General features: G+C 59.1%; 19 protein-coding genes. 1 reads left to right on the plus strand and 18 read right to left on the minus strand.

The window, feature by feature from the left end; translation table 11 throughout:
* Nucleotides 1-25: 25 nt before the first annotated feature.
* From KVT34_RS09500 to KVT34_RS09565, 14 genes are all read right to left on the minus strand, one after another.
* Complete coding sequence (locus KVT34_RS09500; protein WP_254634663.1) at nt 26-1033, minus strand: NAD-dependent epimerase/dehydratase family protein; 1008 nt, start codon at nt 1031-1033, stop codon at nt 26-28.
* Nucleotides 1018-1860 carry an SDR family oxidoreductase gene (locus tag KVT34_RS09505; protein WP_217558324.1) on the minus strand — a complete coding sequence of 281 codons (843 nt, stop codon included), beginning with the start codon at nt 1858-1860 and terminating at the stop codon, nt 1018-1020. Before KVT34_RS09505 ends, KVT34_RS09500 begins: the two co-directional genes overlap by 16 nt.
* A complete protein-coding gene (locus KVT34_RS09510; RefSeq protein WP_217558325.1) occupies nt 1857-2843 on the minus strand; it encodes a polysaccharide biosynthesis protein in 987 nt (328 codons plus the stop codon). Before KVT34_RS09510 ends, KVT34_RS09505 begins: the two co-directional genes overlap by 4 nt.
* Nucleotides 2833-3927 (minus strand): non-hydrolyzing UDP-N-acetylglucosamine 2-epimerase, encoded by a 1095-nt coding sequence (wecB, locus tag KVT34_RS09515; RefSeq protein WP_217558326.1) that lies wholly within the window; start codon nt 3925-3927, stop codon nt 2833-2835. Before wecB ends, KVT34_RS09510 begins: the two co-directional genes overlap by 11 nt.
* A 79-nt stretch (nt 3928-4006) precedes the next feature.
* Entirely contained in the window at nt 4007-5626 is a 1620-nt protein-coding gene (locus tag KVT34_RS09520) for a glycosyltransferase family 4 protein (protein ID WP_217558327.1), read from the minus strand.
* Between the two features lie 299 nt (nt 5627-5925).
* Nucleotides 5926-6237: a hypothetical protein gene (locus KVT34_RS09525; RefSeq protein WP_217558329.1), complete on the minus strand. Its 312-nt coding sequence runs from the start codon at nt 6235-6237 to the stop codon at nt 5926-5928.
* 136 nt (nt 6238-6373) lie between these two features.
* Entirely contained in the window at nt 6374-7492 is a 1119-nt protein-coding gene (locus tag KVT34_RS09530) for a CgeB family protein (protein WP_217558330.1), read from the minus strand.
* Nucleotides 7493-7521: 29 nt separating this feature from the next.
* Nucleotides 7522-8634, minus strand: coding sequence for a CgeB family protein (locus tag KVT34_RS09535; protein WP_217558331.1), 1113 nt, complete (start codon nt 8632-8634; stop codon nt 7522-7524).
* Nucleotides 8627-9496 carry a dTDP-4-dehydrorhamnose reductase gene (rfbD, locus tag KVT34_RS09540; RefSeq protein WP_217558332.1) on the minus strand — a complete coding sequence of 290 codons (870 nt, stop codon included), beginning with the start codon at nt 9494-9496 and terminating at the stop codon, nt 8627-8629. The genes KVT34_RS09535 and rfbD overlap by 8 nt, the downstream gene beginning before the upstream one ends.
* A complete protein-coding gene (gene rfbB, locus KVT34_RS09545) occupies nt 9493-10509 on the minus strand; it encodes a dTDP-glucose 4,6-dehydratase (RefSeq protein WP_217558333.1) in 1017 nt (338 codons plus the stop codon). The genes rfbD and rfbB overlap by 4 nt, the downstream gene beginning before the upstream one ends.
* Entirely contained in the window at nt 10509-11231 is a 723-nt protein-coding gene (locus tag KVT34_RS09550) for a sugar phosphate nucleotidyltransferase (RefSeq protein ID WP_217558334.1), read from the minus strand. The genes rfbB and KVT34_RS09550 overlap by 1 nt, the downstream gene beginning before the upstream one ends.
* A gap of 256 nt (nt 11232-11487) precedes the next feature.
* Nucleotides 11488-17724, minus strand: coding sequence for a WIAG-tail domain (locus KVT34_RS09555; RefSeq protein ID WP_217558336.1), 6237 nt, complete (start codon nt 17722-17724; stop codon nt 11488-11490).
* Between the two features lie 121 nt (nt 17725-17845).
* On the minus strand, nt 17846-18997 hold the full coding sequence (locus tag KVT34_RS09560; RefSeq protein ID WP_217558338.1) for a glycosyltransferase family 4 protein: 1152 nt from the start codon (nt 18995-18997) through the stop codon (nt 17846-17848).
* Between the two features lie 13 nt (nt 18998-19010).
* The gene (locus tag KVT34_RS09565) at nt 19011-19346 is read right to left on the minus strand and encodes a L,D-transpeptidase (RefSeq protein ID WP_217558339.1); all 336 of its coding nucleotides are present in this window, start codon (nt 19344-19346) and stop codon (nt 19011-19013) included.
* Between the two features lie 289 nt (nt 19347-19635).
* On the opposite strand from KVT34_RS09565, the gene KVT34_RS09570 reads away from it, so the two are divergent.
* Complete coding sequence (locus tag KVT34_RS09570) at nt 19636-20016, plus strand: VOC family protein (RefSeq protein WP_217558340.1); 381 nt, start codon at nt 19636-19638, stop codon at nt 20014-20016.
* A gap of 100 nt (nt 20017-20116) precedes the next feature.
* On the opposite strand, the gene KVT34_RS09575 is transcribed toward KVT34_RS09570, so the two are convergent.
* The 4 genes from KVT34_RS09575 to KVT34_RS09590 form a co-directional block, all read right to left on the minus strand.
* A complete protein-coding gene (locus KVT34_RS09575; protein ID WP_174446843.1) occupies nt 20117-20893 on the minus strand; it encodes a carbohydrate ABC transporter permease in 777 nt (258 codons plus the stop codon).
* 161 nt (nt 20894-21054) lie between these two features.
* Nucleotides 21055-21945, minus strand: a complete 891-nt coding sequence (locus tag KVT34_RS09580; RefSeq protein ID WP_217558341.1) for a carbohydrate ABC transporter permease — start codon at nt 21943-21945, stop codon at nt 21055-21057.
* Nucleotides 21946-22035: 90 nt separating this feature from the next.
* Entirely contained in the window at nt 22036-23355 is a 1320-nt protein-coding gene (locus KVT34_RS09585; protein WP_217558342.1) for an ABC transporter substrate-binding protein, read from the minus strand.
* 93 nt (nt 23356-23448) lie between these two features.
* Nucleotides 23449-24276 carry an HAD-IIA family hydrolase gene (locus KVT34_RS09590; RefSeq protein ID WP_217558343.1) on the minus strand — a complete coding sequence of 276 codons (828 nt, stop codon included), beginning with the start codon at nt 24274-24276 and terminating at the stop codon, nt 23449-23451.
* Between the last annotated feature and the right edge of the window lie 197 nt (nt 24277-24473).

Here is a 24473-nt window from a genome sequence, read left to right on the forward strand (position 1 = left end):
TTTCCTTCAAAGGTGGGAGCGGTCGTCAGTTCCGTCTGTAATACTCCAGCGCATCCGACAGGGACGTTTCGAAAGAGATCCGCGCGGACCAGCCCAGCGCCTTCAATGCCGAGACATCCACCGCTCTGACGGGCTCCGGGCGCGGCTTGTTCTCGATCTCCAGAGGCAGCGCCGACGAAGTCAGCGAGCGGAAGACCGAGACGATCTCGCCCAGCGGACGAAGCCGCTCCGATCCGATGCGGTAGACCGCCCCCGGCTCGCCGTGGCCGAGAATGGTTTCGTAGGCCGAGACCGCGTCCCGCACATCGAGGTAATCGCGTTCCTCGCCGAGGGACGACAGCCGGAACGGTTCCGGCGGGCCGCCCTTCTCCAGGGCCGCTATTTTGCGGGCGAGCAGTCCGCAAATGCCGCCGGAAGGACCCGGGCCGACCAGGTTGGACGGCAACGCCACCATGATCTGCTGCGAGAACCACCGGTGCCAGGAGCGGGCGGCGTACAGCAGCAGCATTTTGCTTAAGCCGTACGGATGCGGGAGCGGCTCGTCGGGTTCCGCCGCCCCGAGCATGGAGCCCGCGACGAGAATCCGCGTGCCGGACCGCGTACGCAGCGCCTCCAGCAGATACACGGAAGCCATCAGGTTCGCCTGCAGGAACGCCGCCGGGTCCTGCCACGATTCGGCGACGGAATTGCGCCCGGCCAGGTGGAGCACCCAGTCCGGACCGGTTTCCGCGACCAGCTTCTCCACGTCCTCCCGCCGGGTCAAATCGCAGGCGTAGAGCTTTCCGGCAGGCATGCCGGTGCCGGGCTTAGCGGACCCCGGCTCTTGCGGCACACTTGGCCCATTCGGCCCGGGCGGCACGCCTAAAGCATCCGCGCGGTCCGGCACGACCGGCGCCTCCCCGTTTCCGGGCTTCGCGTGCGCCGGTCCCTCGTTTCGGACCACGGCGGCGACCTCGTAGCCCTTGGAAACAAAATAATCACAGGCGGCTCGACCCGTAAACCCGCCCGCCCCGGTGATCAGGATTCGAGGCATTGCGCACACATCCATTCATCCATTTCCTTGAGCATCGTTTCATATCCCGGAATGGCGTAGTTCAGATCGCCGCGCGTATTTTTAAGCGTCCGGTTCAATCGGACGGAAGCGTTTTTGCGCACCTCTATATCCGTGCGCCCGAACTGCTTGCGGAACAGATTCAGCAGCTCGTATTTGCTCACCTTGACGGGTGCCGTCAAATGTACGAGGCCCGTTAGCTCCGGACGCTGCAGCGCGTGCTCGACAAATTTGGCGAGTTCCAGCGTGGTGACGCCGTTCCAGTAAGCTCTCGTGTAGCCGCCCACTTCCCCCTCCCGGCTTAGGAACCACTGGAGAAGCCCGATGCCCGATTCTCGGATTTCAGGGCCGATGATCGACGTGCGGATTGTCAGATGAGGGGCCTTCCGGACCTCCCCAAGCGCCTTGGACCGCCCGTATACACTGGTTCCGTCCGGCACGTCATCCTCCGTATGGTCACCGCGGCGTCCCGAGAAGACACAGTCCGTGCTGATATGAATAAGCCGGCCCCCGACTCCGAGGGCGGCTTCCGCCAGATCGTGCGGGAAAATCCCGTTGACGCGATAGGCGTTAACGGGGTCCGCTTCGGCAAACTGGTTTAGCACACCGATACAGTTAATGACGGCATCGGGACGGAACGTTTCGATAATGCCCCTGATCCGGGCCGTATCTCTGGCATCGGCAAGCAGCCCTTCCCGGTCGCTCCCGTCCCGCGTTGTATAGGCGACTTGAAATCCGGGCAGACGGCGCAAATACCGGACCATCACATGTCCCGCCATCCCCTGCCCGCCGGTGACGAGCAGCTTCATGCAAGAAAACCTCCTTTAACGAGCAGGGCGCGGATCGCCTCTTTTTCCATCACATGGTCTTTGGACGAAAAACTGCTGATTTCCGCCTTGGGATAAGGAGCGTAGTGATCCTTGAGTCCGGGAATTTCAAGAGTCGGCAGAATGACCAGATATACCTCGTCGTAAAGAACCGTCGTCTGGCTTTCGAATTCCGTAAGCAAAATTTCGTGGATCTTCTCGCCGGGTCTCGTTCCGGTTTCCACGATGGCCACTCCCGTCTTGCCGGAAGCTTCGATAAGCACGTCGGCCAGATCGAGAATTTTGCAAGTCGGCATCGTCATGACGAATATCTCGCCGCCCACACTTTCTTCCGAAGCTTTGAAAAGCAGGGAAATCGCCTCTTCGAGCGTCAGGAAAAAGCGGGTCATGGCCTTATCCGTAATCGAAATCTGATTTTTCTCGTGGATCTGCTTGTGGAACAAGTGAATCACGCTGCCGTTGGTTCCCAGCACGTTGCCGCCGCGGACGCAGACAAACTTCGTATCCGTCCGCAAAAGGTTGGCTTGCACGATCAGCTTCTCCCCGATCGCTTTGGTCATACCGTAGAAGTTGGAAGGATTGGCCGCTTTGTCCGTCGAGATGTAGATCACTTTCTTGACCCTGTTCTCAATAGCCGCCTCGATCACGTACTGGGTGCCGACTACGTTGGTTTTGAGCGCTTCGTAGGGCTGCTCCTCGCAAACCGGAACGTGCTTGAGGGCGGCCAGATGGAACACATAATCCACCTCCTCCGTCGCGCGGATCAAAGCTTCGCGGTCGCGGATATCCCCGATGCAGAAACTGAGGCGGTTATCTTCAAAAGAGCGCTCCATCGCCACCTGAGTCGATTCGTTCCGGGAAAACACTATGATTTCCTTGGGGTCCTGCGGAAGAAGCTGCCGGATCAATTCGTAGCCCCAAGAACCGGTTCCCCCGGTTACCAATATCCTCGTATTACGAAACATGAAGGTTCCCTCCCAGTACATATTTCACGACTTTTGCCGATACATCCGTGTCCAGATAGCCTTCCGGGCATTCCCATTCCCGGGGCATACGCGTCATCAGGCCGGCGGCGGATACAATCCGCTTCGCATCCAGTCCCGACACCACATTGCTGCCGCAGTCAATCGTCTCCGGCCGCTCGGTCGTGCGGCGCACGGTCACGGTAGGCACGCGGAAAATGCAGCACTCTTCCTGAACCGTCCCGCTGTCCGTGAGGACGCAGTCCGCATTCTTTTCCAGCTTCACGAAATCGAAAAATCCGAAAGGCTCGTGAAACTCGACCAGCGGATGAATACTCAGGCTGTCTTCCGCCTCCAGGCGGGACTTGGTGCGGGGATGCAGGCTGCACAGGATGCGTTTGCCGAAGCGTTCCGCCACCCCGCTTAGGCCGTTCATGATTTCGCGCAGATGAACGGGATGATCCACATTCTCCGCCCGGTGGATGGTTGCCGCGAAATACCCGCCCGGCGTCAGATTCAGACGCTCCAGCACGTCGCTTTGCTCGATTTGGCCGCCGTAGTGCCGCAGCACCTCGTAGATCGGATTGCCGGTACGGACGATGCGCTGACTGGGTACGCCCTCCCTGACAAGATGTTCTTTGCTCTGTTTCGTGTACGGCATATTTATCGTGGACACCGCATCGATAATGCGGCGGTTTTTCTCCTCGGGAACGGTCAGATCGTAGCAGCGGTTGCCCGCCTCCATATGAATGACGGGAATGCCCATTCTCTCGGCCAGTACCGCGCCCAGGGCGCTGTTCGTATCGCCCAGCAGCAGGACACGGTCGGGCCGTTCCGTGTTCAGGATCGTCTCCAGCTCGCCGAACATCGTCGCAAGCTGCGCACCCAGAGACTGCTGCCGGTCCTGGAGCACATGATCAGGCTGCCGCAATCCGAGTTCCCGGAAGAACACGTCGCTGAGCGTATACGTAAAGTTCTGGCCCGTGTGCACCACGACATGTTTCTCCGCCAATTCGTCAAGCTTGCGCATGATCAGGCTCAGCCGGATAATTTCCGGCCGTGTGCCGAGCAACGTCACGATTTTCAACGGTGCCACCTTCCTTCCCTAATAGGCTGATTGCCGCAGACCGGCTGCGGACGGGCTGTCAGGCCGCCCCACGCAAACTCTAGCGGCGTCCCGGCTTGGCGCCGGAGCGACTCTTGCGTGCCACGCGCACGCTCTTGCGGCGGGCTAGCCTGGCGCCGGAGTGCCTCTTGCGCGCCGCGCGCACGCTCTTGCGGCGGGCTAGCCTGGCGCCGGGGCGCTTCTTGCGTGCCGTGCGCACGCTCTTGCGGCGGGACGGCTTGGCGACAGCCTGGGGCGGCGGGGCGGCTTCATACGAGAAGCTCACGACCGTGCCGACAGGCCGGGAATCCAAGAGCGCCTCGGGAAGCTTCACCACGCCCGCCCCGAGCCGCTTCCGCTGCGCTCCGGTTACCGGGTGACGGATGCCGTCCCGCAGCAGGTAGAGGTCCGGCTGCCTCCCCCTGACAATAACCAGGGGCCCGGGCACGCCGTCAAGGAGAGGCGGGACCTGCGGCTGCGGATTGTTTTGACGGGCCGCCAGCTTGTTTTCCAGTCTAGCCAGAAGCTGCTCCTGTCTGGACCGGTAAGCCTCGATGCCGAAGACGCTCCGGACTGCGGAGAGGTTCTGCCCCCCGATCTGCATCCGCAGAAGCGGGTCCTCGACCAGCTCTATCATCCGTGCCGCGAGCGTCCCGGTATCTCCTTTCGGCACAAGAAAACGGGCATTCCCGGTATGCCCGAGAATTTCCCGCAGTCCGCCGGAATCGAAAGCGATCACCGGCTTGCCGAACATCATGCCTTCGAGTGCGGTCATGCCGAAGCCCTCTTCCGTCAAGCTCGGAACGACAACGAAATCCATGGCCGTGTAGAGGGAGGCCACTTCTTTTTTAAACGCGGTCCAACGAAATCTTCCGCCGTACCCCGAACGGACCGTCAAATCACGACAGTGCCGGTAAAAACCGGCGTCCGTCGGTTTGCCCGCTATCAGGTAACGAACATGAGGGTAAGCGGGACAAAGCTCCAGCGCGGCCCCGATAAAGTGGTCCAATCCCTTGAGCGGATAAATGTCCGAAGCGATATAGCCCGCCAGCACTTCGCCGCTGCCGATGCCGAGTCCGGCTCTGCGCCGCTCGCGCAGCACGCTCCAGTCACCGCTCCCCATAGTTTCCTCATGCCAGGACGGATACATCACGATCTGCGATTCCGCCTCCCTGACGCCGAAAGGGGCTAAAGTCGCTTCCGAGATGCCCGCTACCAGATCCGCATGCCGGTGGATAAACTCCGCTGACACCGGCGTGAAAGCCGTGTCCGTCATTTTTTCCGCAATCACCCAGAGCACCGGAATCCCGAGAGCTTTGGCCGCCACAGGAGGTAGCACGTTGACACATGTATTAGAGATGACCAGATCAGGTCGATATTGGCCGAGCACGCGCATCAATTTCACCAAAGCTCCCGGCTCCCTGGCCGGCAGCCCATCCAGTTGTCCCGCAAGACCGGCATGCGGGGTGTACATCTCCCACACGAGCGGGAACGGAACAACCAAGGTATAGATGCCGGCCGCCCGCGCCTGCCGGGAAAGAACACCTTCACCCGGTACGACCAGAATGCAGTCATGCCGTTCTTTCAGTTCCCGGGCCATGAAAAGCAGCAGCTTCTCGGCTCCGGTTATATGCTGTCTGGAGCACAAATGCGAGAACAGCATGATCCTTCGTCCATTCATCGGATACATACCTGCGGATCAGATATGGTGTTCACCTCCTTATCTGTGTGGGTAGTACAATATATTAGCGGGACATTCTACAAGGCACGACAGTTGAACCCCTAACATTCGTACAATTTGGAAAAACACGGGACGTTTTCACGAAAAACCCGCCATCCTCATCCCGGGCGCCGCAGCGGGCATCGCGCGCCTACGCGGAAACGGGTCGGCTTGACGAAATCGGGCCGCAAAAAAGAGGCTGTCCCTTAGTCACTTTCGTGACTTTGGGACAGCCTCCGGCGGGTATCCGCACCTGAACGCTACCCGGCCGCCGCTGCCAAAATATGCTCTCCGTCCGCCACGCCCTGGGAGAAACCGGCTTGGAAGCCCGAATCGTACCCTTCAATAAATGCCTGATTATGTGCGGCACCGACCGCGGTTCTGCGTCTTCCTGAAGCGGACAGGAGGCGTTTTTTCCTCAGCCCTTTCCCCCGGGCGGCTTTCGCGCTTTTCTTCTTGCCTGCGGTCCCCTTCGAGGAAAAAACTCCCGTTTTCCTTCTTTTCGCGAGGGCCGTTCCGGCCGTCCGCCTTTTTTTTACCCGTGCCGATTTGGCTCCTGTCTTCTTGTTCATCGTAGCTCTCGCCCCTTCCCCGCAAGTGATACGGGCAGGCGGCTGCCGCGCCCACGCGCTTCCTGCACTATAGGCCGCTGCCGTCCCCGCCGCTTTCCGCTCGCGTCCCTATTGCACGCAAGGATCTCCGGAAAAATCAACCGAATACGACCCGGAACAACTCCGTCAGCCGGTTCGTAAATGTATGCTCCCTCATCGTCCTGCTCATTCCGCGCAGGGCAATTTCCCTGCCTTCTTCCTCATGGGTCAGGTAATACTCCAGCTTATCGCGGAGATCTGCCGCCGATCCGTAGGTCACGATTTCCGTGCCGGTCTCGTAAAAACGGGACAGATCGTTCCGGATATCCGTCAGTTGAAGCACGCCGCAGGCCGAAATTTCGAACGTGCGCGGGTTGGGAGACACGGCTTGGATTCCGCGGCTGTTGTTGTTAAACTGTTCATCATCGTAGGCCCGATGCAGATTGATAACGATTTTCGAACCGTTGTAGTAATCGGCCGTTTCCTGGGGACCCATCCATTTGTTGAGATTGATCCTCCTGGACAGTTTGGAATAGGCGGCGAGCCGGTCCCACCATAGGCCCGTAAAGTGAACGTCGTATTTAAGCAGCGTGGGCGTTATGGAATTAAAAATCTGGATCCGGTTCCAATACCCCGATCCTACGAAACAGGCTCCCCTGTTGTTCCCTGCCGCAACGGCTTTGGGACGGTATACGGAGGAGTCCACGGCAAGGGGCAGATAGTGAACGTTCGAACATCCGCTTTCGGCATAAAAGCTGACACAGTTTAGCTCTATCGTGAACACGTAGTCGAAAGACAGCGCCAGATTCAGCGTCACGTCCGTATAATACGGATCGTCCAGCAGCCAAACGGCGGTTTTGATTCCCCATTTGCGGATCAGCTCCAGCTGGTCCATGGGCATCATCATCCCATCGAGCACCAGAACAAAGTCGGGCATTTCCCGGGCAACCGTCAAGGCCAGATCCGGAACAGGCTGGGCAAAAACGAGTTCCCGCACCATCGGCCGTATCGTTTCGATAATCCCCGTATCCAGAGGGGAATAAGGAAGCCCCTTCCCCGACGTTACATAGAGCACTTTTTTATCCCAAAAAGCCGTGGGCGCAAGAGAAATCCGGTTCATAATCGATTCGCACCGCCCCAGCCGGTAACCGGCCTGGGCGCCCAGGGCGTACCCGTTCTGCCAGTTTTCCGCTTGTTTTACCGCGGAAGAACGGCTTCTTTTGGACAGAGCAGCCATATCTGCCCCACCTCCTCTGCAAATTCCGTCTAGCTGAAAACGATTTGAAGCAGTTGGCTGAGCCTTGCTTCGAAGCTGTGGCTTGCGCGCGTCCTTATCAATCCCCTGACGGCGATCTCTCTTCTTTTTTCCTCGTTCCGAAGGTAATACAGCAGCTTGCCGGCACAGTCCTGCGGAGACGTAAACGTCTCTATTTCCGCACCCGGTGTATAAAATTCCGCGAGATCCCCGCGTAAGTCCGTTAATTGAAACGCGCCGCAGGCCGCTATTTCATAGCTGCGCGGGTTGATGGAACCCGCCGGCAGCCCGATTTTATTTTTACTGTACACGGGATCGAGGGGAGCCCGGTGCAGGTTTAATACGATTCTGGCGCCGTTATAATACTTCGCCGCTTCGTCCATCGGCTTCCAGCCCAGGTGAATGCCGCCGCGAAGGTGCTTGTAGTGCTTCAGCCGGTCCCAGAGCGCCCCGATCAGCACCACTTTTCTCCCCGCCAGCGCGGGAGCCAGCGCATCGATAAAATCAATGCGGTTCGGAAAGGCGTTCCCGATAAAGCACACATCGCTAAGATAGGACGGTCCCGCCGGCTGCGGGTAATAAATATGCCCGGCCGCGGCCAGAGGCAGATGGTACACGCGCTCGCACCCCAGGGACCGGTAGTACGCGACCGCGTTGCGCTCATGGGTAAAAATGTAGTCGTAATGAGGCACAATCGCCGGCGTGAAATCCATAAAATACGGATCGTCCGCGAACCAGATAGCCGTCCGGATGCCGAGCCCCCGGACTCCTTCCGCCTGGGCCAGATGATCCTCCGGGAACACATGGAGTCCGTTCAGCACCAGCATCATATCCGGCCTGGAAGCGGCGGCCGTCTGCAGCATATGCTCCGGCGCACACACGATAAGCTCCCGCGTCAAGGCCGCCAGCGCCTGTTGGATTCCCGCATCGATCGCTTCGAAACCCTGCTGGACAAACAGAACCCGCTTCTCGAAAAAACCGAAAGCCGGTACGGAAAGCCGGTTCAGAACCGCCTGGGAGCTGCCGTAGCGGCAGCCTTGTTCCCAGCCCCGAATGTACCCTTCGCTCCGTGCTTGCTCCGGCGTTTTCGCTGGATGCCGGCCGCGTTTAACCCGTTTACGCATGACTGGCTTCTCTCCCGTCCGCCAGATCCGTCAGGAGAAAGTGACGGAGCGCTTCCTTCCACGGCCGGAGCGGCTTGACGCCGATCGCCCCGGCAGCCGTATCGGCAAGTGCCGAGTGTGCCGGTCTTGCCGCCGGGAGAGGAAACATGTCGGCTTTGACAGGGCGCAGCTTTACGCCTTCCATGCCGAGAACCCGGATGATCTCGCGGGCGAATTCGTACCGGGTGCAGACGCCTCCGTTCGAGCCGTGATAAGTCCCGTATTCCTCCGTTTCAAGGAGCGAGCCGATAAAGACGGCCAGATCGTAGCTGTAGGTCGGCGATCCGAATACATCGTCCACCAGGCTCAGTTCGGCTCCCCTCCTCGCCTTCTCCACGATTTTGGCGACGAAATTATTGCCTCCGCGGCCGTACAACCAGGAAGTCCGGACGATAAAATGACGCTCGCACAGCATCGACGCGAATTTTTCCCCGTGCAGCTTGGAGGTCCCGTAAACACTAAGCGGATTCGGTTTATCCCGTTCAACGTAAGGAGCGCCTTTACAGCCGTCAAACACGTAATCCGTGCTGACGTAGACGAACTTCGCTCCGATGCGCTCGGCCGCTTCCGCCATATGCCAGGTGCCTGCGGAATTGACACGGTAGGCCCGGTCGATCTCGCGTTCCGCCCCGTCCACGTCCGTATAAGCCGCCGCATGGATAATGATCTCGGGCTGTTCCCGGAATACGGCCGCGTCCACGGCGGCTCCGTCTCCCACATCCAGCTCTTGCCTGGTCAATGCGGCAAGCTTGTGCCGCGGGGAAAGTACCCGGACAAGTTCGCTTCCGAGCTGTCCTCCCGCTCCGGTAATCAGTATTTTCATGCGGGACCGCCTCCTTTCAAGAGATGATGGCCCCGGTATTCTCCGCTTAAAATCCGCTCCCACCAGGTCGGATTCCGGACATACCAGTCCACTGTAGAGCGCAGTCCCTCTTCAAACGTATAAGCAGGTTTCCAGCCCAGCTCGCCGGTCAGCTTGGAAGCATCGATCGCGTATCTTCTGTCATGACCCGGCCGGTCCGGAGCAAAGGAGATCAGCGTATCGGGCTTGCCAAGTGCCTTCAGGACAGCCCGGGCGACTTCCAGGTTCGTGCGCTCGCTGCCTCCCCCGACGTTGTAAACTTCACCCGGCCTGCCGGATTCGAGCACGGCGGCGATCGCCGCGCAATGATCTTCGACATGAAGCCAGTCGCGCACATGCTCCCCGTCTCCGTAGAGAGGCAGCGGCAAATCCCGCAGCGCCCGGATGATGAGAGTCGGGATCAGTTTTTCCGGAAACTGCATCGGCCCGTAATTGTTGGAGCAGCGTGTGACGGCAACCGGGTATCCGTAAGTTTCATAGTAAGCCCGCGCCAGCAGATCCGAGCCCGCTTTGGAAGCCGAATAGGGACTGTTGGGCGCAAGGGGAGTCTGTTCGGTAAAAACGCCGGAGGTCCCGAGTGTTCCGTATACCTCGTCCGTGGAGACATGGACAAATTTCGGGATACTCTCACGGCGCGCGGCTTCCAGCAGCTGCTGGGTCCCCAGCACATTCGTCCGCACGAAAGCGGCGGGTTCCCGAATGCTCCGGTCCACGTGAGACTCGGCGGCGAAATGAACGACAGCGTCTATGGAAGTTCCGCCCATAAGCCGCTCAAGAAACGGGGCATCCGCGATATCTCCGCGAATAAACCGGTAACGGGGCGAATCCTGAAGATCCGCCAGATTATACGGGTTGCCCGCATACGTAAGCAGGTCCAGATTAATCAGCGTGTCCTGCGGATGGCGGTTGTGCCAGAACCGGATAAAATGACTTCCGATAAACCCCATACCGCCTGTTACGAGGAGAACGGCCATTATCCTTCCTCCTCCTTCCACACGTGACGGATCGCTTCATACAGGGATTCGTGAGTTCCCGCGTCCACCCACCAATCGCTCAATATCCGGTAGGCAAGCCGGCCTTTGAGAGCATACGCGTTGTTAACGTCCGTAATTTCCAGCTCTCCCCGCTTGGAGGGACGGCAAGTTTTCAGAACATGGAACACCTCGTCGTCATAGAAATAAATCCCCGTCACACTGTAAGAGGATTTCGGTCTTGCCGGTTTTTCATCAATATGGACAATCCTTCCATCCGTCAAAACAGGCACGCCGTACCGTTCAGGGTCGGGGACTTCTTTTAGCAGCACCATGGCTCCTTCAGACTGGCTTTCGAAATCGCGAAGAAACGGCTCTAGAGAATCCTGAAAAAGATTATCCCCGAGCAGCATCACGAATTTCTTATCCCGCCCGATAAAACGCTCCGCGAGACCGAGCGCTTCGGCAATCCCTCCGGCCTGCTCCTGGACCGCGTACGTAATGGAAACGCCCCACTGCGAACCGTTACCCAAATATTCCGTATACAGACCGGCGGATTGCTTGCCCGTGACCAGCAAAATCTCTTTCACGCCCGCTTCCTTCAGCTTCATCACGGAATAATGAATCATCGGATATTTCCCGACAGGCAGAAGATGCTTATTCATCAGGTTCGTCAGGGGACGCAGTCTGCTTCCCGTTCCACCCGCCAGTATAACTCCTTTCACCGGACATCCCCCTTTCCCACATGCTTTCCGGAAAACAAGAAAGCCGCTGCCAACCTTCACGATTTAGTTTCCAGTTCATACCTGAAGATCACATAGTAAATCATATGCTTTTCCCTATTCCGCGAATAAGGACTCCCAACCACTCCTCTCAAAATTGGCTTTTTTACGGGGCTATCTATCCCGGTGTAAAAAGAAAAACCTTCCCGTCAAAGGAAGGTTTTCAATGAATCTCTTTAAAAGCTCATTTTTTAAAAGCTCAGTCTGCCGAATCAGCCTTGGAGCCGACCGCGATCCAGTTTAAAACGACGTCGAATGCGAGCCCCGGGTGTGTCCGGACAACCGAGAGAACGGCTCTATTCTCCGTTTTTTGTTTGCATACCGCATAGCAGGCCGGGTGACTGCCTGTTGCCACAAACACGTAAGAGGCAGTCGCAAAAGTCTCTTCGAAGGAGATGTCGATTTCCAGTACATCGTCCTGCTCCTCGAAACGGAAGTCTACCAGACCGAACTGCTGAAGCACGGCCTTTTTGCTCGAAGGGGCCTGCACCGGCCGGAAGGCCAGTTTGCCCTCTTCTACGGCGCCTGCCGCCAGATGCCCGGCATGCACCGATTCCGGGGCCAGCTTTGCTTCCGTTACGGAGGCTTCCGCCAGATGGGTCGACTGGACGGCGCCTGCGGAAATTTTGCTGAAAGTAACGCTGCCCTCGGCCAAATGGCCGTTCTCGACGGATTGGCTCCGAAGATGCTCTGCCCCGACGGAACCCGAAGCGAGTTTGTCTTCCGTGACAGAACCGTTTGCGAGATGATCCGTGTCCACGGCATCGTCTTGCAAATGCACGCTTCCTACGGCCGATGGCGCCAGCTTAGCGGAAGATACAGCTTCGTCCGCAAGCTTTTCACCGGTCACCGCCCTGTTCGCGATAAGGAGAGACAGAACCGAGGAAGCCTGCAAATGCCCGCTTGCCACAGAACCCATCGCCAGGTGATCTTCCGTGATGCTATTCGGAGCCAAGCGGGTTCCGCGTTGATCGGCAACCTCCCGGATCGGAAGCGCGTCCGGATGAAGGTGTGCCAGCGTGATCGTTCCCGGCTGGACGTGATCGCCGGTTACGGCACCTTGTGCCAGCGTTTCGCTTGTTACGGCTCCTGCCGCTAGCGCTTCGCTTGTCACTGCGCCTGGCGCCAACGCTTCGCTGATCACCGACCCGGTCGCCAGCGCTTCGCTCGTCACCGACCCTGCCGCTAACGCTTCGCTTGTCACCGACCCGGTCGCCAGCGCTTCGCTCGTCACTGCGCCTGGCGCCAACGCTTCGCTGATCACCGACCCTGCCGCTAGCGCTTCGCTTGTCACTGCGCCTGGCGCCAACGCTTCGCTGATCACCGAGCCGGTCGCCAGCGCTTCGCTCGTCACTGACCCTGCCGCTAGCGCTTCGCTCGTCACCGCACCCGCCGCCAGCGCCTCGCTTGTCACTGCGCCTGGCGCCAACGCTTCGCTCGTCACCGACCCTGCCGCTAACGCTTCGCTTGTCACTACACCGCTCGCCAGCGCCTCGCTCGTCACTGACCCTGCCGCTAACGCTTCGCTGATCACCGACCCGGTCGCCAGCGCTTCGCTCGTCACCGACCCTGCCGCTAACGCTTCGCTTGTCACTGCGCCTGGCGCCAACGCTTCGCTTGTCACTACACCGCTCACCAGCGCCTCGCTCGTCACTGACCCTGCCGCTAACGCTTCGCTTGTCACTGCGCCTGGCGCCAACGCTTCGCTGATCACCGACCCGGTCGCCAGCGCTTCGCTCGTCACCGACCCTGCCGCTAGCGCTTCGCTCGTCACCGCGCCCGCCGCCAGCGCCTCGCTTGTCACTACACCGCTCGCCAGCGCCTCGCTCGTCACTGCGCCAATCGCCAGAGCCTTACTTGTCACCGAGCCGTACGCCAGCGCTTTACTCGTCACCGAGCCGCTCCCAAGCGCTTTACTCGTCACTGAACCGTACGCTAACGCTTTACTCGTCACTGAGCCATACGCCAGCGCTTCATTCGTCACCGCTCCGCTTGCCAGTGCTTCGCTCGTCACGGCACCCTTCGCCAGCGCCTCGCTCGTCACCGCGCCTGCCGCTAACGCTTCGCTCGTCACGGCACCTTCCGCCAGCGCTTCGCTGGTCACGGCGCCGTTCGACAGCGCCTCACTCGTCACCGCGCCTGCCGCCAGCGCTTCACTGATCACCGACCCGGTCGCCAGCGCTTCGCTCGTCACCGATCCTTCGGCCAGCGCCTCACTCGTTACCGACCCGCTCGCCAGCGCTTCGCTCGTCACCGACCCGCTCGCCAGTGCTTCGCTGGTCACAGCACCGCTCGCCAGCGCCTCGCCCGTTACAGCTCCGTTCGCCAGTGCTTCGCTCGTCACTGCGCCATCCGCCAGCGCTTCACTCGTCACCGATCCGCTCGTCAGCGCCTCGCTCGTCACCGCACCTGCCGCCAGCGCTTCACTCGTCACCGACCCGGTCGCCAGCGCTTCGCTCGTCACCGCACCATCCGCCAGCGCTTCGCTCGTCACGGCACCTGCCGCCAGCGCTTCGCTTGTCACCGACCCTGCCGCTAACGCTTCGCTTGTCACGGCTCCACTCGCTAGTGCTTCACTGGTCACGGCACCTTCCGCCAGTGCTTCGCTCGTAACCGCGCCTGCCGCCAGCGCTTCGCTCGTCACCGAACCTGCCGCTAACGCCTCGCTCGTAACCGCGCCTGCCGTCAGCGCCTCGCTCGTCACCGCTCCGACCGCTAGCGCTTCATGCGTCACCGATCCGGTCGCCAGCGCTCCGCTCGTAACCGCGCCTGCCGCCAGCGCTTCGCTCGTTACGGCTCCATCCGCCAGCGCTTCGCTCGTTACCGCTCCTGTCGCCAGCGCTTCGCTCGTCACTGCGCCTGCCGCCAGTATCTCGCTCGTTACGGCTCCATCCGCCAGCGCCTCGCTCGTCACCACGCGTGCAGCCAGTGCCTCGCTCGTCACCGATCCATCTGCCAGTGCCTCGCTCGTTACGGCTCCATCCGCCAGCGCCTCGCTCGTCACCGCTCCGCTCGCCAGCGCTTCGCTCGTCACGGCTCCGCTCGCCAGCGCTTTACTCGTCACCGCTCCGCTCGCCAGTCCTTTACTCGTCACCGCTCCGTACGCCAGCGCTTTACTCGTCACCGCTCCATACGCCAGAGCTTCACTCGTCACCGCTCCGCTCGCCAGTGCTTCGCTCGTCACCGATCCGTCCGCCAGCGCTTCGCTCGTCACCGATCCGTCCGCCAGCGCTTTACTCGTCACCGCGCCTTCCGCCAGCGTTTCACTCGTCACCGCTCCGTATGCCAGCGCTTCATTTGTCACCGATCCGTCCGCCAGCGCTTTACTCGTCACCGCTCCGTTCGCCAGCTCCTCACTCGTCACCGCGCCCGCCGCCAGTGCTTCGCTTGTCACGGCTCCGTACGCCAGTGCTTTACTCGTCACCGCTCCATGTGCCAGAGCTTCGCTCGTCACGGCTCCGTACGCGAGAGCTTCGCTTGTCACCGCACCTTCCGCCAGCGCTTTACTCGTCACCGCTCCGTACGCCAGTGCTTCGCTTGTCACCGCTCCGTACGCCAAGGCTTCGCTTGTCACCGCGCCTTCTGCCAGCGCCTCACTCGTCACCGCGCCCGCCGCCAGCGCTTCACTGGTCACCGCGCCTTCCGCCAACGCTTCGCTCGTTACCGCTCCGTACGCCAGCTCATCGCTCGTCACTGCGCCCGCCGCCAGCGCTTCGCTCGTCACCGCGCCTTCCGCCAGCGCTTCGCTCGTTACCGCTCCGTACGCCAGCTCATCGCTCGTCACCGCGCCCGCCGCCAGCGCATCGCTGGTCACCGCTCCGTACGCCAGCGCTTCACTGGTCACGGCTCCTTCCCCTAGCGCTCCACGCGTTACGGCGCCATACGCCAGCGCTCTACTCGTCACGGATCCGCTTGCCAGCGCTGCGCTCGTTACGGCGTCTTCCGCTATCGCTTCGCTCGTCACTGACCCATTCGCCAGCGCATCCCTCGTCACGGCGCCGCTCGCCAAAGCCCCCCTCGTCACGGCGCCTTCCGCCAGCGCTTCTCTCGTTATCGCGCCTGGCGTCAACGCTTCGCTCGTCACCGAGCCCGCCGCCAGCGCTTCGCTCGTCACCGAGCCTGCCGCCAGCGCTTCGCTCGTCACCGCTCCGTACGCCAGCGCTTTGCTTGTCACCGAGTCTGACGCCAACTTTTCGCTCGTTACCGAACCTGCCGCCAGCGTTTCCCTCGTTACCGCCCCGTTCGCCAGCGCTTCACTCGTCACGGCTCCGCTCGCCAGCGCCTTGCTCGTCACGGCTCCGCTCGCCAATGCTTCGCTCGTCACGGCGCCTTCCGCCAGCGTTTCCCTGGTCACAGCGCCCTCCGACAATGCATCGCCCGTCACGGCTCCGCTCGCCAGCGCCTCGCTCGTCACCACACCTTTCGCCAAATGCTGCTGTTTAACAGAACCGGCCGCCAGATGGCGTCCTTCCACAGCGTTTGAGGCGAGATGAATACCGCTAACCCCCCCTTCCTTCAAGTGGCTTCCGTTAACGCTCTGCTCGGATATTTTAGCCGCCGTAATCGCGTTGTTCGCAATATGAACGGACTGTACGCTGAACGGCTGGATATGCTCGCTTTCTACGGCTCCGCGGGCCAGCTTTTTGCTCGTTACGCTGCTGTCGTTCAGTTTGGCTGTACTCACCGCATAATCCGTCAGTTTATCCGTCGAGACCGATTCCGTCGCAAGTTTGGAAGTGGTGACGGACTGATTCGCCAAGTTAGAAGTCAAAACGGCATTTTCGTCGATATGTCGGCTTTCGACAGCTCTCCGGCCGATTTTCAGTGATTTTATAGCTCCGTTCTCAATCAGCTCCTCTGTAATCTGAGCCGAGCCGATATGGCTGGAACGGATTTCTCCCTCCCCGATATGAACCGAGAGAACGGAACCGTCCGCCAAATGTTCGGGACGGACCGATTTTCTCGCAAGCTCTCGGAAGCCTACCGCTTCATCCGCCAGCTGGGCGGAATCGACGGCGCCCGGGGTCAGCGTTTCCCGTGTCACGGAACCGGGTTTCAAATGCTCGCTCCCGATCACTCCGGCTCCGATATGTTGGTCCCCCACCGAACCTTTCGCCAAGTGGACGGCGTTCACCGATCCGGCGGAAAGTTTGTCGCCCGATATCGCTCCCGGCATCAAATGGGAAGCCGAAATGCTGGCCGGCGCTATTTTTTCCCCGGTTACCGCTTCATGCCTGAGTTTCTCGGTAGTGATCGCATCTTCGGCAAGCTTCGCCGAATTAATGACATAGTTGGCCAGATGGCGGGACTGGACGGCACCGCTTTTGATTTTATCCGAAGTCACGGCCTGATCTTCAAGCAGTTCAGGGGTTATGCTGGCTTCGGCCAAATGATGGGACTGGATCGAGTAAGGAGCTAACTTGGCCGCATCAATCGTCCCGTCGGCAAGCTTCTCGACCGTGATGCTTTTATCCGCAATCTTATCGCTGGTGATCGAGCGCATCTGAATATGATCGCCGTTCACGATGCCATAGGCCAGATGCTCGCGGAGTACGGCACCGGAAGCGAGTTTCTCGCTGGTTACACTGCCGTCGGCCAGTTTCGAGCGCTCAACCGAAAAGTCCTGAAGGGAGCGTGTGCCGATACTGTTCGGCTTCATTTTCGACTCGTCGATGGCGCGGCTGGCGATTTTCTCACCCGTAACGGCGGCTTCCACGATATCGTCGGTATATACGACGCCCTCGCTGCCGCGTTCTTCTTTACGCTCCGACAAAAGCAGCAGCGGCGAACCCTTTCTGCCGGTTTTGACGGTGTCCGGCTGGGCTTGACGGTTTGAATTACCGCGTTCCTCCGGAACTTCCTGAGCTTTTTGTGCTTCTAAAACTTTTGGTACTTCCGAGGTTTTCGGTACTTCAGGAGCCTTTGGAGCTTTCGGAGCTTCCGGGATTGCCTGAACTTCTAAAGCTTTCGGATCATCGGAAGCCACGACTGCCTCATCGTCGTCCTCTTCACTGATCGAGCGGTCCTCAGCCGTATCGTACACTAACAAAGATTCTTCGAAATCCTCCGGCATTTCTTCGCCGGCATAGAGATCTTCGTTTTGCAGAGACTCGGCGGCAACCGACTTGATCTCGCTTTTTTCCCGAGCGGCGGATGCGGATCCCTTCGCAAATCCTTTTACATCCGATCCCGTCTGTTTTCCTCCGCCGGCAGCTCCTTCGGCTTTCGCCCTAAGGAGGCCCTGAGGCTTCGGCCGCTCGGCTTTACGGACCGCTTCGGCTTCCGCTTTGGCTTCCGCTTTGGATATGGCGGCATCGGCTCGCTCTTTCTTCTTCTTCGGCTCCTCATCCAGCCAGCGCAACTCATTCATGCTCGCATTGTATTTACTGGGGGCCGGACGCTGTGGGCCGGACGCCGGGTTTTTCTTTTTTTTCATTCCCATCTCCCTTTCCGGTTCTTCTCCCTCCTGTATTCTATGCAGCGTTCCGCTCCGGTGTTTATGCCTATTTATGAAAAAAAGGGCGCGGATACGCTCCGGCCCCGATCACATATTTTTTTCAGGGCAGCAGATCGTAAAAAGCCCGCTGTCTCTGCGCCATCTTCTCCCACGTGTACAGCTCCGCCACCCGCTCCAGGGAGCGCTGGCCCATCCGCCGCCTCAGCTCGTCGTCGGCCAGAAGCCGGGAGATGGCCTGCGCCAGCTCCGCTTCCACCGATTGAAGGGACACCAGCAGCCCCGTCGCTTCATGGAGAACAATCTCGGGAATCCCCCCGACGCGCGTGGCGACGACCGGAACTCCCGAGGACATGGCCTCCACGTTGACGAGGCCGAATGCTTCGATCCGCAGCGAAGGAACGGCGACGACATCGGCGAGACGGAACCAGGCCGGGATCGAGTCGTGCGACACGTAAGGAATGAAGCGGATGTGGCCCGGATACCGGGCCGCCAGCCTTTTCAGCTTCCTGACGTATGCGGTCTGTCTCGTGCTGCCGTAACCCGCCCCGCCGATGACGAGCAGCACCGCATCCGGGTGAGCGGCAAACACGGCGGGCATCGCGTGCAGAAGCTGCTCGACGCCCTTCATCGGCATCAGCCGTCCGGCGAAGACAATCACTTTGCGTCCCGACAGCCCCAGGGACGCCAGCATTTCCTGTCGGGCTTCCTCGTGAAACATCCGGGGAGCGAAAATGGACGGGTCCGCTCCCAGCGGATTCACCACAACCTTATTTGCGACAGAAGGCGCGCGCCGGATAACCTCCTGGCGCAAATAATCGCTGTTGACGAAAATAAGGTCGGCGCAGCGGAGGCATTCGGCGACCTCTTTGCGCCTGATGTGAGGCTTCGATATGAACGTGATCGAATGCAGTCCGAGGCAAATGGTCGCCCGCTTCATCCGCTTCCGCAAATAACGGACGAACCGGGGACGATTCTCCACCTGAATGAGATCGGGGTTCATCGGTTTCAGCTTCCGGTAAACGGCCTCGATATACGGAAGACCGCTCTTGTAGCTCGGCCGAACATAAGTGACCCCTCCGATCTGTTCTCTTGCCGGTCTGCGTCGCGTTCTTCTGCCCAATACGGTGACCTGCGCCGCCTCACTGAGCCGATCCGCCAGCCGCTCCACCACATGCTCGACCGAACTGCTGGTACCGGAAGGAACGGCGAACGATCCCGGCGACACAATAGCGATGGATGAGATGTTCATCATTCACCTTCCTCTCTTATGGGTGAATCCTCACGACAGTACCTATCGGAACGAAGCGGGACAGCGCCAGCACATCCTTGTTTTGCATTCTTATGCAGCCGTGGGACGACCGCTTGCCGATGGAAGAGGGATCGTTGGTTCCGTGGATGCCGTAATGCTTCTTCGACAATCCCATCCAGAGAACCCCGAAGGGGCCGCCGGGATTCGGCTCCTTGTTGACGATGGTGAACGTCCCTGCCGGAGTACTCGTTCCCACCTTCCCTACACCGACCGGATAAGTAGTCACTGTTTTACCGTCATCCAATAACGTCAGGACAAACGTCGAGGTATTGATATCTATGGAATATGCCATCTTATGACCTCCTTAGGTACTGCATCCGGACCTTCTAACCTCTGAAAAACGCTCTTTCTATATAATATGACGGGCGGACTCGCCTTGGTTGGGTAAAATGTCAATAGAAAAACAACCACTATCGGGTTTCGCCTGAAATTCGAGGCCGGATGCCCGGCGGCGCTTCCTTTTTAAGACCGCATTAAATGCGATAAAAATAAGGTTTATTTATTTTGTACAGGAAGCTGCGTCTTCCCTTATGCTAAGCTGACGTTAACGAGTCCATTTTAATAGGAAAGGAAGAGAAATAATGCCGAAGGGATTCACTTCCTGTCTGCAAATTTTTCCGGTCCCCCGTCCCGGCGAAACGGCGGGCTTTTACGAGCGCCTGGGCTTTAAGGCCGTCTATTATCTCGAAGCCTCCGAACCTCACGTCTGCCTCTACCAAGACGCCATCGAAATCGTGCTGACGAAGTCCAAGCTGGATGAGGTCGTGCCGAACCGGGTCATTCACGGCTACGGATACGACGCGTACTTGATCACGGACTCCCAGGAGGAAATCGAAGCCGAGCTCGTCCGGTTGGGCGTCAAAATCGTCCGTCCCCTGTCCGTAACGGACTACGACAACCGCGAGCTGGTTTTCGAGGATATCGACGGACGCTGGATCGCGGTCGGCAAAAAACAAAATTAAAAAACAGGACCGCCCATTAATAGGCGGTCCTGTTTTATTCGCGAGGCATTCGGGCGGTACGGTGGTTTTCACCGCAATCCGGCGCCTGCATATGTTTATCTTATTTGATGCCCGACTGCATAAAGCTGTTCATAAACTGGCGCTGGAACAGCAGGAAGCCCGCCAGAAGCGGCGCAATCACGATCAGCGTCGCCGCGCTCACCTCGGCCCACTGGGCTCCTGTCTCGAACGATTGGGCGAAAATGGCCAGACCGACCGTCAGAGGACGGTTTTCTACCGAGTTCGTTACGATAAGCGGCCAGAGGAAGTTGTTCCAGTGATAGCTGACCGATACGAGGGCAAAGGCCACGTAAGACGGCCGAGCAAGAGGCACATAGATGCGCCACAGAATCTGCCACTTCGTGCAGCCCTCCATCACGGCGGCTTCATCCAGCTCGGGAGGAATCGTCTTGAACATCTGCCTCAGCAGAAAAATACCGAAAGCCGAAGCGAAATACGGAAGCATGATTCCCAGCTTCGTGTCAAGCAGGCTCAGCTCCTTGAGCACGTTATAGTTCGGGAAAACGAGCACGTCGGCCGGAATCATGATCTGCACGAGAAACAGCATGAAGACAAATTCTTTGCCCTTGAAATTCAGCCGGGCGAACGCGAAGGCCGCCATCGTGACGGTGAGCAGCTGAACGACCAGAATGCCCCCGGTAATGAGCAGCGTGTTGCCGTAGTACAGCCCGAACGGAGCGGCCGACCAGACATGCTGGAAATGCTCCAGCGTAAAGTCCCACGACAGTGTGGGATTGATCACGGAATCTTTGGGCCGGAATGCGGTCCACAGCATCCAGACCAGTGGTACGATCCAGACGAGCGCGACGAGAAACATCAGCGCATTCAGCCAGAAATCGAGGGTCAGCGGTCCGCGTGCGAGCAGCCTGCGTCTGGCGGATGCGGGTCTCTCCGTCCCGCCCCGGCGCGAAGCTTCGGATGCCGCTGTCCCGGCGGTTGTGGAAGTCATGAGTTCCACCCTCCTTTTTTAGCGCGAAATTAACGGTAGTGAATGTTCTTGTCGAGTCCGAAATACTGGAGCGCCGCAAGCGCCATCAGCAGAACGATCATCACCATGGTCAAAGCCGAGGCCAGCCCCTGATCCCAGAAGCTGAAAGCCGTGTCGTAAATATAGAAAAGAAGAAGGTTGCTCGCGTTATCGGGTCCGCCCTTCGTCATGATGAACAGGTGATCGACCAGCTTGAACGAGTTCGTCAAAGCCACGATCATGACAAACAGCGTCGTCGGCATAAGCAGCGGAAACGTAATTTTACGAAAAACGGTCCAGCGTCCGACTCCGTCCATTTCAGCGGATTCGTACAAGTCCTTCGGAATATTCTGCAGGCCGGCGAGATAAAAAATCATCAAATATCCCGCTTCTTTCCAGACGATCATCGCAATCATCGCCCACATGACCGTGTCCTGGCTTCCCAGAATGTTAACCGCCTGGGATTGCCCCAGCCAGCTCATTCCTCTGCTGAGCAGCCCGTACTGCGGCGTATAAATGAACAGCCACACGTTGGCGATGGCGATCATCGGAATCATGTTCGGGTAAAAGAAAGCCGTACGGATGAAACCTTTCGCCCGGAGCGCTTTATTGGCGAACGCCGCCATGACCAGCGCGAGCGCAATGGCCGTCGGCACCGTACCCAGCGCAAACCAGACGTTGTTGCGGAGTACTTTCCAGAAGACGGCATCCTCCGCCATGTGCTTGTAATTGTCCAGACCCGTGAAAATCGGCTGAGGCGTAGCCAGATCAGCCTGATAGAAGCTTAAGATCAGCGTCTTGAGCATCGGATAAAACGTAAAAAGAATAAGAAATACCAGCGACGGCAGCAGAAGCAGCCACGCAAACCCGTTTTCTTTCCAAACCGCGACTTTCCCGGTCATTGTCTTCCCTCCTTGCGGTTTCCGGCCGGTTGAATAAAGAATCGGCAGAGCCAAGGAGACCCTGCCGACCGCATTTCCGATCCGGCCCGCTTACTTGTTGAACGGCGCCAGCGCCTTGTCCGCTTCTTCCTGAGCTTTTTTCAGCGCAGCCGCCGGTTCCGCCGTACCGGTAAGCACCGCCTGAAGCTGATCGCTCAGCGCCTTGGACACTTTGCCGTTATTGTGCGTGGACAGCTCGGCTGCCGCATACTGGAGCTGATCGCGAGCGACAAGTGCCGGCGGGAACTCCGCTACGTACTTTTTCATCACGTCGGTTTCATAAGCGGACTTGCGTACGCCCACGTAGCCGGTCTCGATGCTCCATTTCGCCGCACGCTCGGGCTCCGTCATAAACTTGACGAACTTCCAAGCCGCTTCCTGCTTTTTCTTGTCGATGTCTTTGAAAATGTAGAAGTTGCCGCCGCCCGTCGGGCTTCCGTAGGCTTTCTTCTGCGGCAGGAACGTCACGCCGAAATCGAACTTCGCGTTTTTCTTCACGTTCGTCAGGTTGCCTGTCGTGTGGTACATCATCGCGGTTTTACCGGCGATAAAGTCGGACGGCACCGTTGCCCACTCCGTTACGCCTTCCGGCATAATTTTGTCCTTGCGGGCCATGTCGGACCAGAATTGAAGCCCTTCGGCGTTTTCTTTTGTATCGAAAAAGACTTTCTTGCCGTCTTCGCTCATCAGGTTCTTGCCGTTTTGCAGGGAGAACGTCTGCATCATCCAGTAAGCGAAACCGGATACCGGAATTTCGAGCCCCCAGCGGCCTTCTTTTTTCAGCTTCTTGCCGTATTCGGCCATCTCTTCCCATGTTGTCGGCGGCTTGTTGGGATCAAGACCGGCTTCCTTGAACATGTCCTTGTTGTAGTAAAGGACGATCGTGCTGCGCTGGAACGGGATGCTGTACGTTTTGCCGCCCGTCTGGGAGTTGGCCAGGAAAGCCGGGTAGAAATCCGACAGCCAGTTCTTGTCTTCTTTGGCGATAAATTCGTCCAGCGGAATGATCGCATTCATATCGAGCAGGCTGTAAAGCTCCGTCGACAGGTTAACCGCCACGTCCGGAGGCGTTTTGCCTTGAACGCCCGCCTGGGTCTTCACAGTCGTGTCCGCATAGCTTCCGGTGTACACCGGCTTTACCGTGATGTCCGGATTTTCTTTTGTAAAATCGGCCGCCATCGCTTCGATCGTTGCCGTCAGAGGACCGCCTACGGCGATCGGGTAATAGAACGTCAGCTCGGTTTTCTCTTTCGCTTTTTCCGTTCCCGCCCCCGGGGTGCTTGCGCTCGTTTCCGTTTGAGGCTTGGCGCAGCCCGCCATCAAACTTGCCGTAAGCAGTGTCAACACACTCATTTTCGCGATTGTCCGCATTGGATAGTCTCCCCCAAATAAAATGATTTCGGTTTTTGCAGTTCGCCGTGCTTGTCCCCAATGTAACACTCCATTTCCACCACAGCGTTAACGTTATGTAATGGGGATGTTAAATATTTCTTCGTCGGAAGGTTTCGTGAACGCCTCCAGTGTCGGTACGATCCAATCCGGCATGACCGTTCCCGCTCTCACCTCCTCCAAAGTCGCCGCGCCCGTCAGCACGAGCGCGGTGCGCATGCCGCTGGCGAGACCCAGCCGGATGTCCGTCTCCAGACGGTCGCCGACCATGACGCACCGGTCTGCGGTCTTGCCGGACCTGCGGAGAGCCACCTGCGCGTAGTGCAGCGACGGCTTGCCCGCGACGACCGACGCGCGGACGCCCGAGGCCGCTTCAATCGCGGCCGTCATCGCCCCGGTGTCGGGCAGCTCGTCGCCTTCCACCGGACAGAACGTGTCCGGGTTGCAGGCGATGAGCTCCGCCCCGGACCGCAGCGCCCTGGACGCGGCATGAAGCTTCGCATAGTCGAAGCGCCGGTCCATGCCGACGACCACGTGCGTCGCCTCCAGCGGCGTCCGCACGACGCGGATACGCTGCGCGTCCAGCTCCGCGATCAGCGCTTCCTCGCCGACGGCGAGCACACGGGCCTGCGGGGCTTGTTCCGCCAGGTAGGCGGCGGCAGCCGCCGCGGCCGTCACGACCTGTTCGTCGCGGACGGCAAGGCCCAGCCCCCGCAGGCGGCGGCCACAGTCCGCAGCCGTCTGCGTCGTCGTGTTGGTCAGGAAGCCGATCGTCTTGCCGGCTTCCTCCAGCGAGCGGATCAGCTCCGCCGCTCCGGGAAGAAGGCGTCCTCCGAGGAAGATCGTCCCGTCGAGATCAAAAAAATAAGCTTCTGCTTCGTTCCATTCTGTCAGGCCCCGCAAACGTTTTTCCTCCTTGAACACCTTACCGGCCGGGAAGAAGACAACCCAAAAAACCCTTCATCCAATACGCGCCCGGCACAGGAAACAACCGCACAACCGGAGCCCGTTAGGTAACGGAACTTCCGCCGTGCCATGCCCTGCGGCGAATATTGCATAAAGGGTTTTCTCCTCATCTCAACCCTTGCCGATTCAGTTGG

It is taken from the genome of Paenibacillus sp. GbtcB18, assembly GCF_019091125.1.
Classification (GTDB): domain Bacteria; phylum Bacillota; class Bacilli; order Paenibacillales; family NBRC-103111; genus Paenibacillus_F; species Paenibacillus_F chitinolyticus.

Bases quoted from the DNA above. Each gene is read 5' to 3' on its own strand.
- KVT34_RS09535 (WP_217558331.1), bottom strand. From the start codon at position 8,634: ATGCGTAAACGGGTTAAACGCGGCCGGCATCCAGCGAAAACGCCGGAG.
- KVT34_RS09510 (WP_217558325.1), bottom strand. From the start codon at position 2,843: ATGTTTCGTAATACGAGGATATTGGTAACCGGGGGAACCGGTTCTTGG.
- KVT34_RS09565 (WP_217558339.1), bottom strand. From the start codon at position 19,346: ATGGCATATTCCATAGATATCAATACCTCGACGTTTGTCCTGACGTTA.
- KVT34_RS09580 (WP_217558341.1), bottom strand. From the start codon at position 21,945: ATGACCGGGAAAGTCGCGGTTTGGAAAGAAAACGGGTTTGCGTGGCTG.
- KVT34_RS09505 (WP_217558324.1), bottom strand. From the start codon at position 1,860: ATGAAGCTGCTCGTCACCGGCGGGCAGGGGATGGCGGGACATGTGATG.
- KVT34_RS09500 (WP_254634663.1), bottom strand. From the start codon at position 1,033: ATGCCTCGAATCCTGATCACCGGGGCGGGCGGGTTTACGGGTCGAGCC.
- KVT34_RS09575 (WP_174446843.1), bottom strand. From the start codon at position 20,893: ATGTTTCTCGTCGCGCTCGTCTGGATCGTACCACTGGTCTGGATGCTG.
- rfbD (WP_217558332.1), bottom strand. From the start codon at position 9,496: ATGAAAATACTGATTACCGGAGCGGGAGGACAGCTCGGAAGCGAACTT.
- KVT34_RS09560 (WP_217558338.1), bottom strand. From the start codon at position 18,997: ATGATGAACATCTCATCCATCGCTATTGTGTCGCCGGGATCGTTCGCC.
- KVT34_RS09520 (WP_217558327.1), bottom strand. From the start codon at position 5,626: ATGAATGGACGAAGGATCATGCTGTTCTCGCATTTGTGCTCCAGACAG.
- KVT34_RS09570 (WP_217558340.1), top strand. From the start codon at position 19,636: ATGCCGAAGGGATTCACTTCCTGTCTGCAAATTTTTCCGGTCCCCCGT.
- rfbB (WP_217558333.1), bottom strand. From the start codon at position 10,509: ATGGCCGTTCTCCTCGTAACAGGCGGTATGGGGTTTATCGGAAGTCAT.
- KVT34_RS09555 (WP_217558336.1), bottom strand. From the start codon at position 17,724: ATGAAAAAAAAGAAAAACCCGGCGTCCGGCCCACAGCGTCCGGCCCCC.
- KVT34_RS09585 (WP_217558342.1), bottom strand. From the start codon at position 23,355: ATGCGGACAATCGCGAAAATGAGTGTGTTGACACTGCTTACGGCAAGT.
- KVT34_RS09525 (WP_217558329.1), bottom strand. From the start codon at position 6,237: ATGAACAAGAAGACAGGAGCCAAATCGGCACGGGTAAAAAAAAGGCGG.
- KVT34_RS09530 (WP_217558330.1), bottom strand. From the start codon at position 7,492: ATGGCTGCTCTGTCCAAAAGAAGCCGTTCTTCCGCGGTAAAACAAGCG.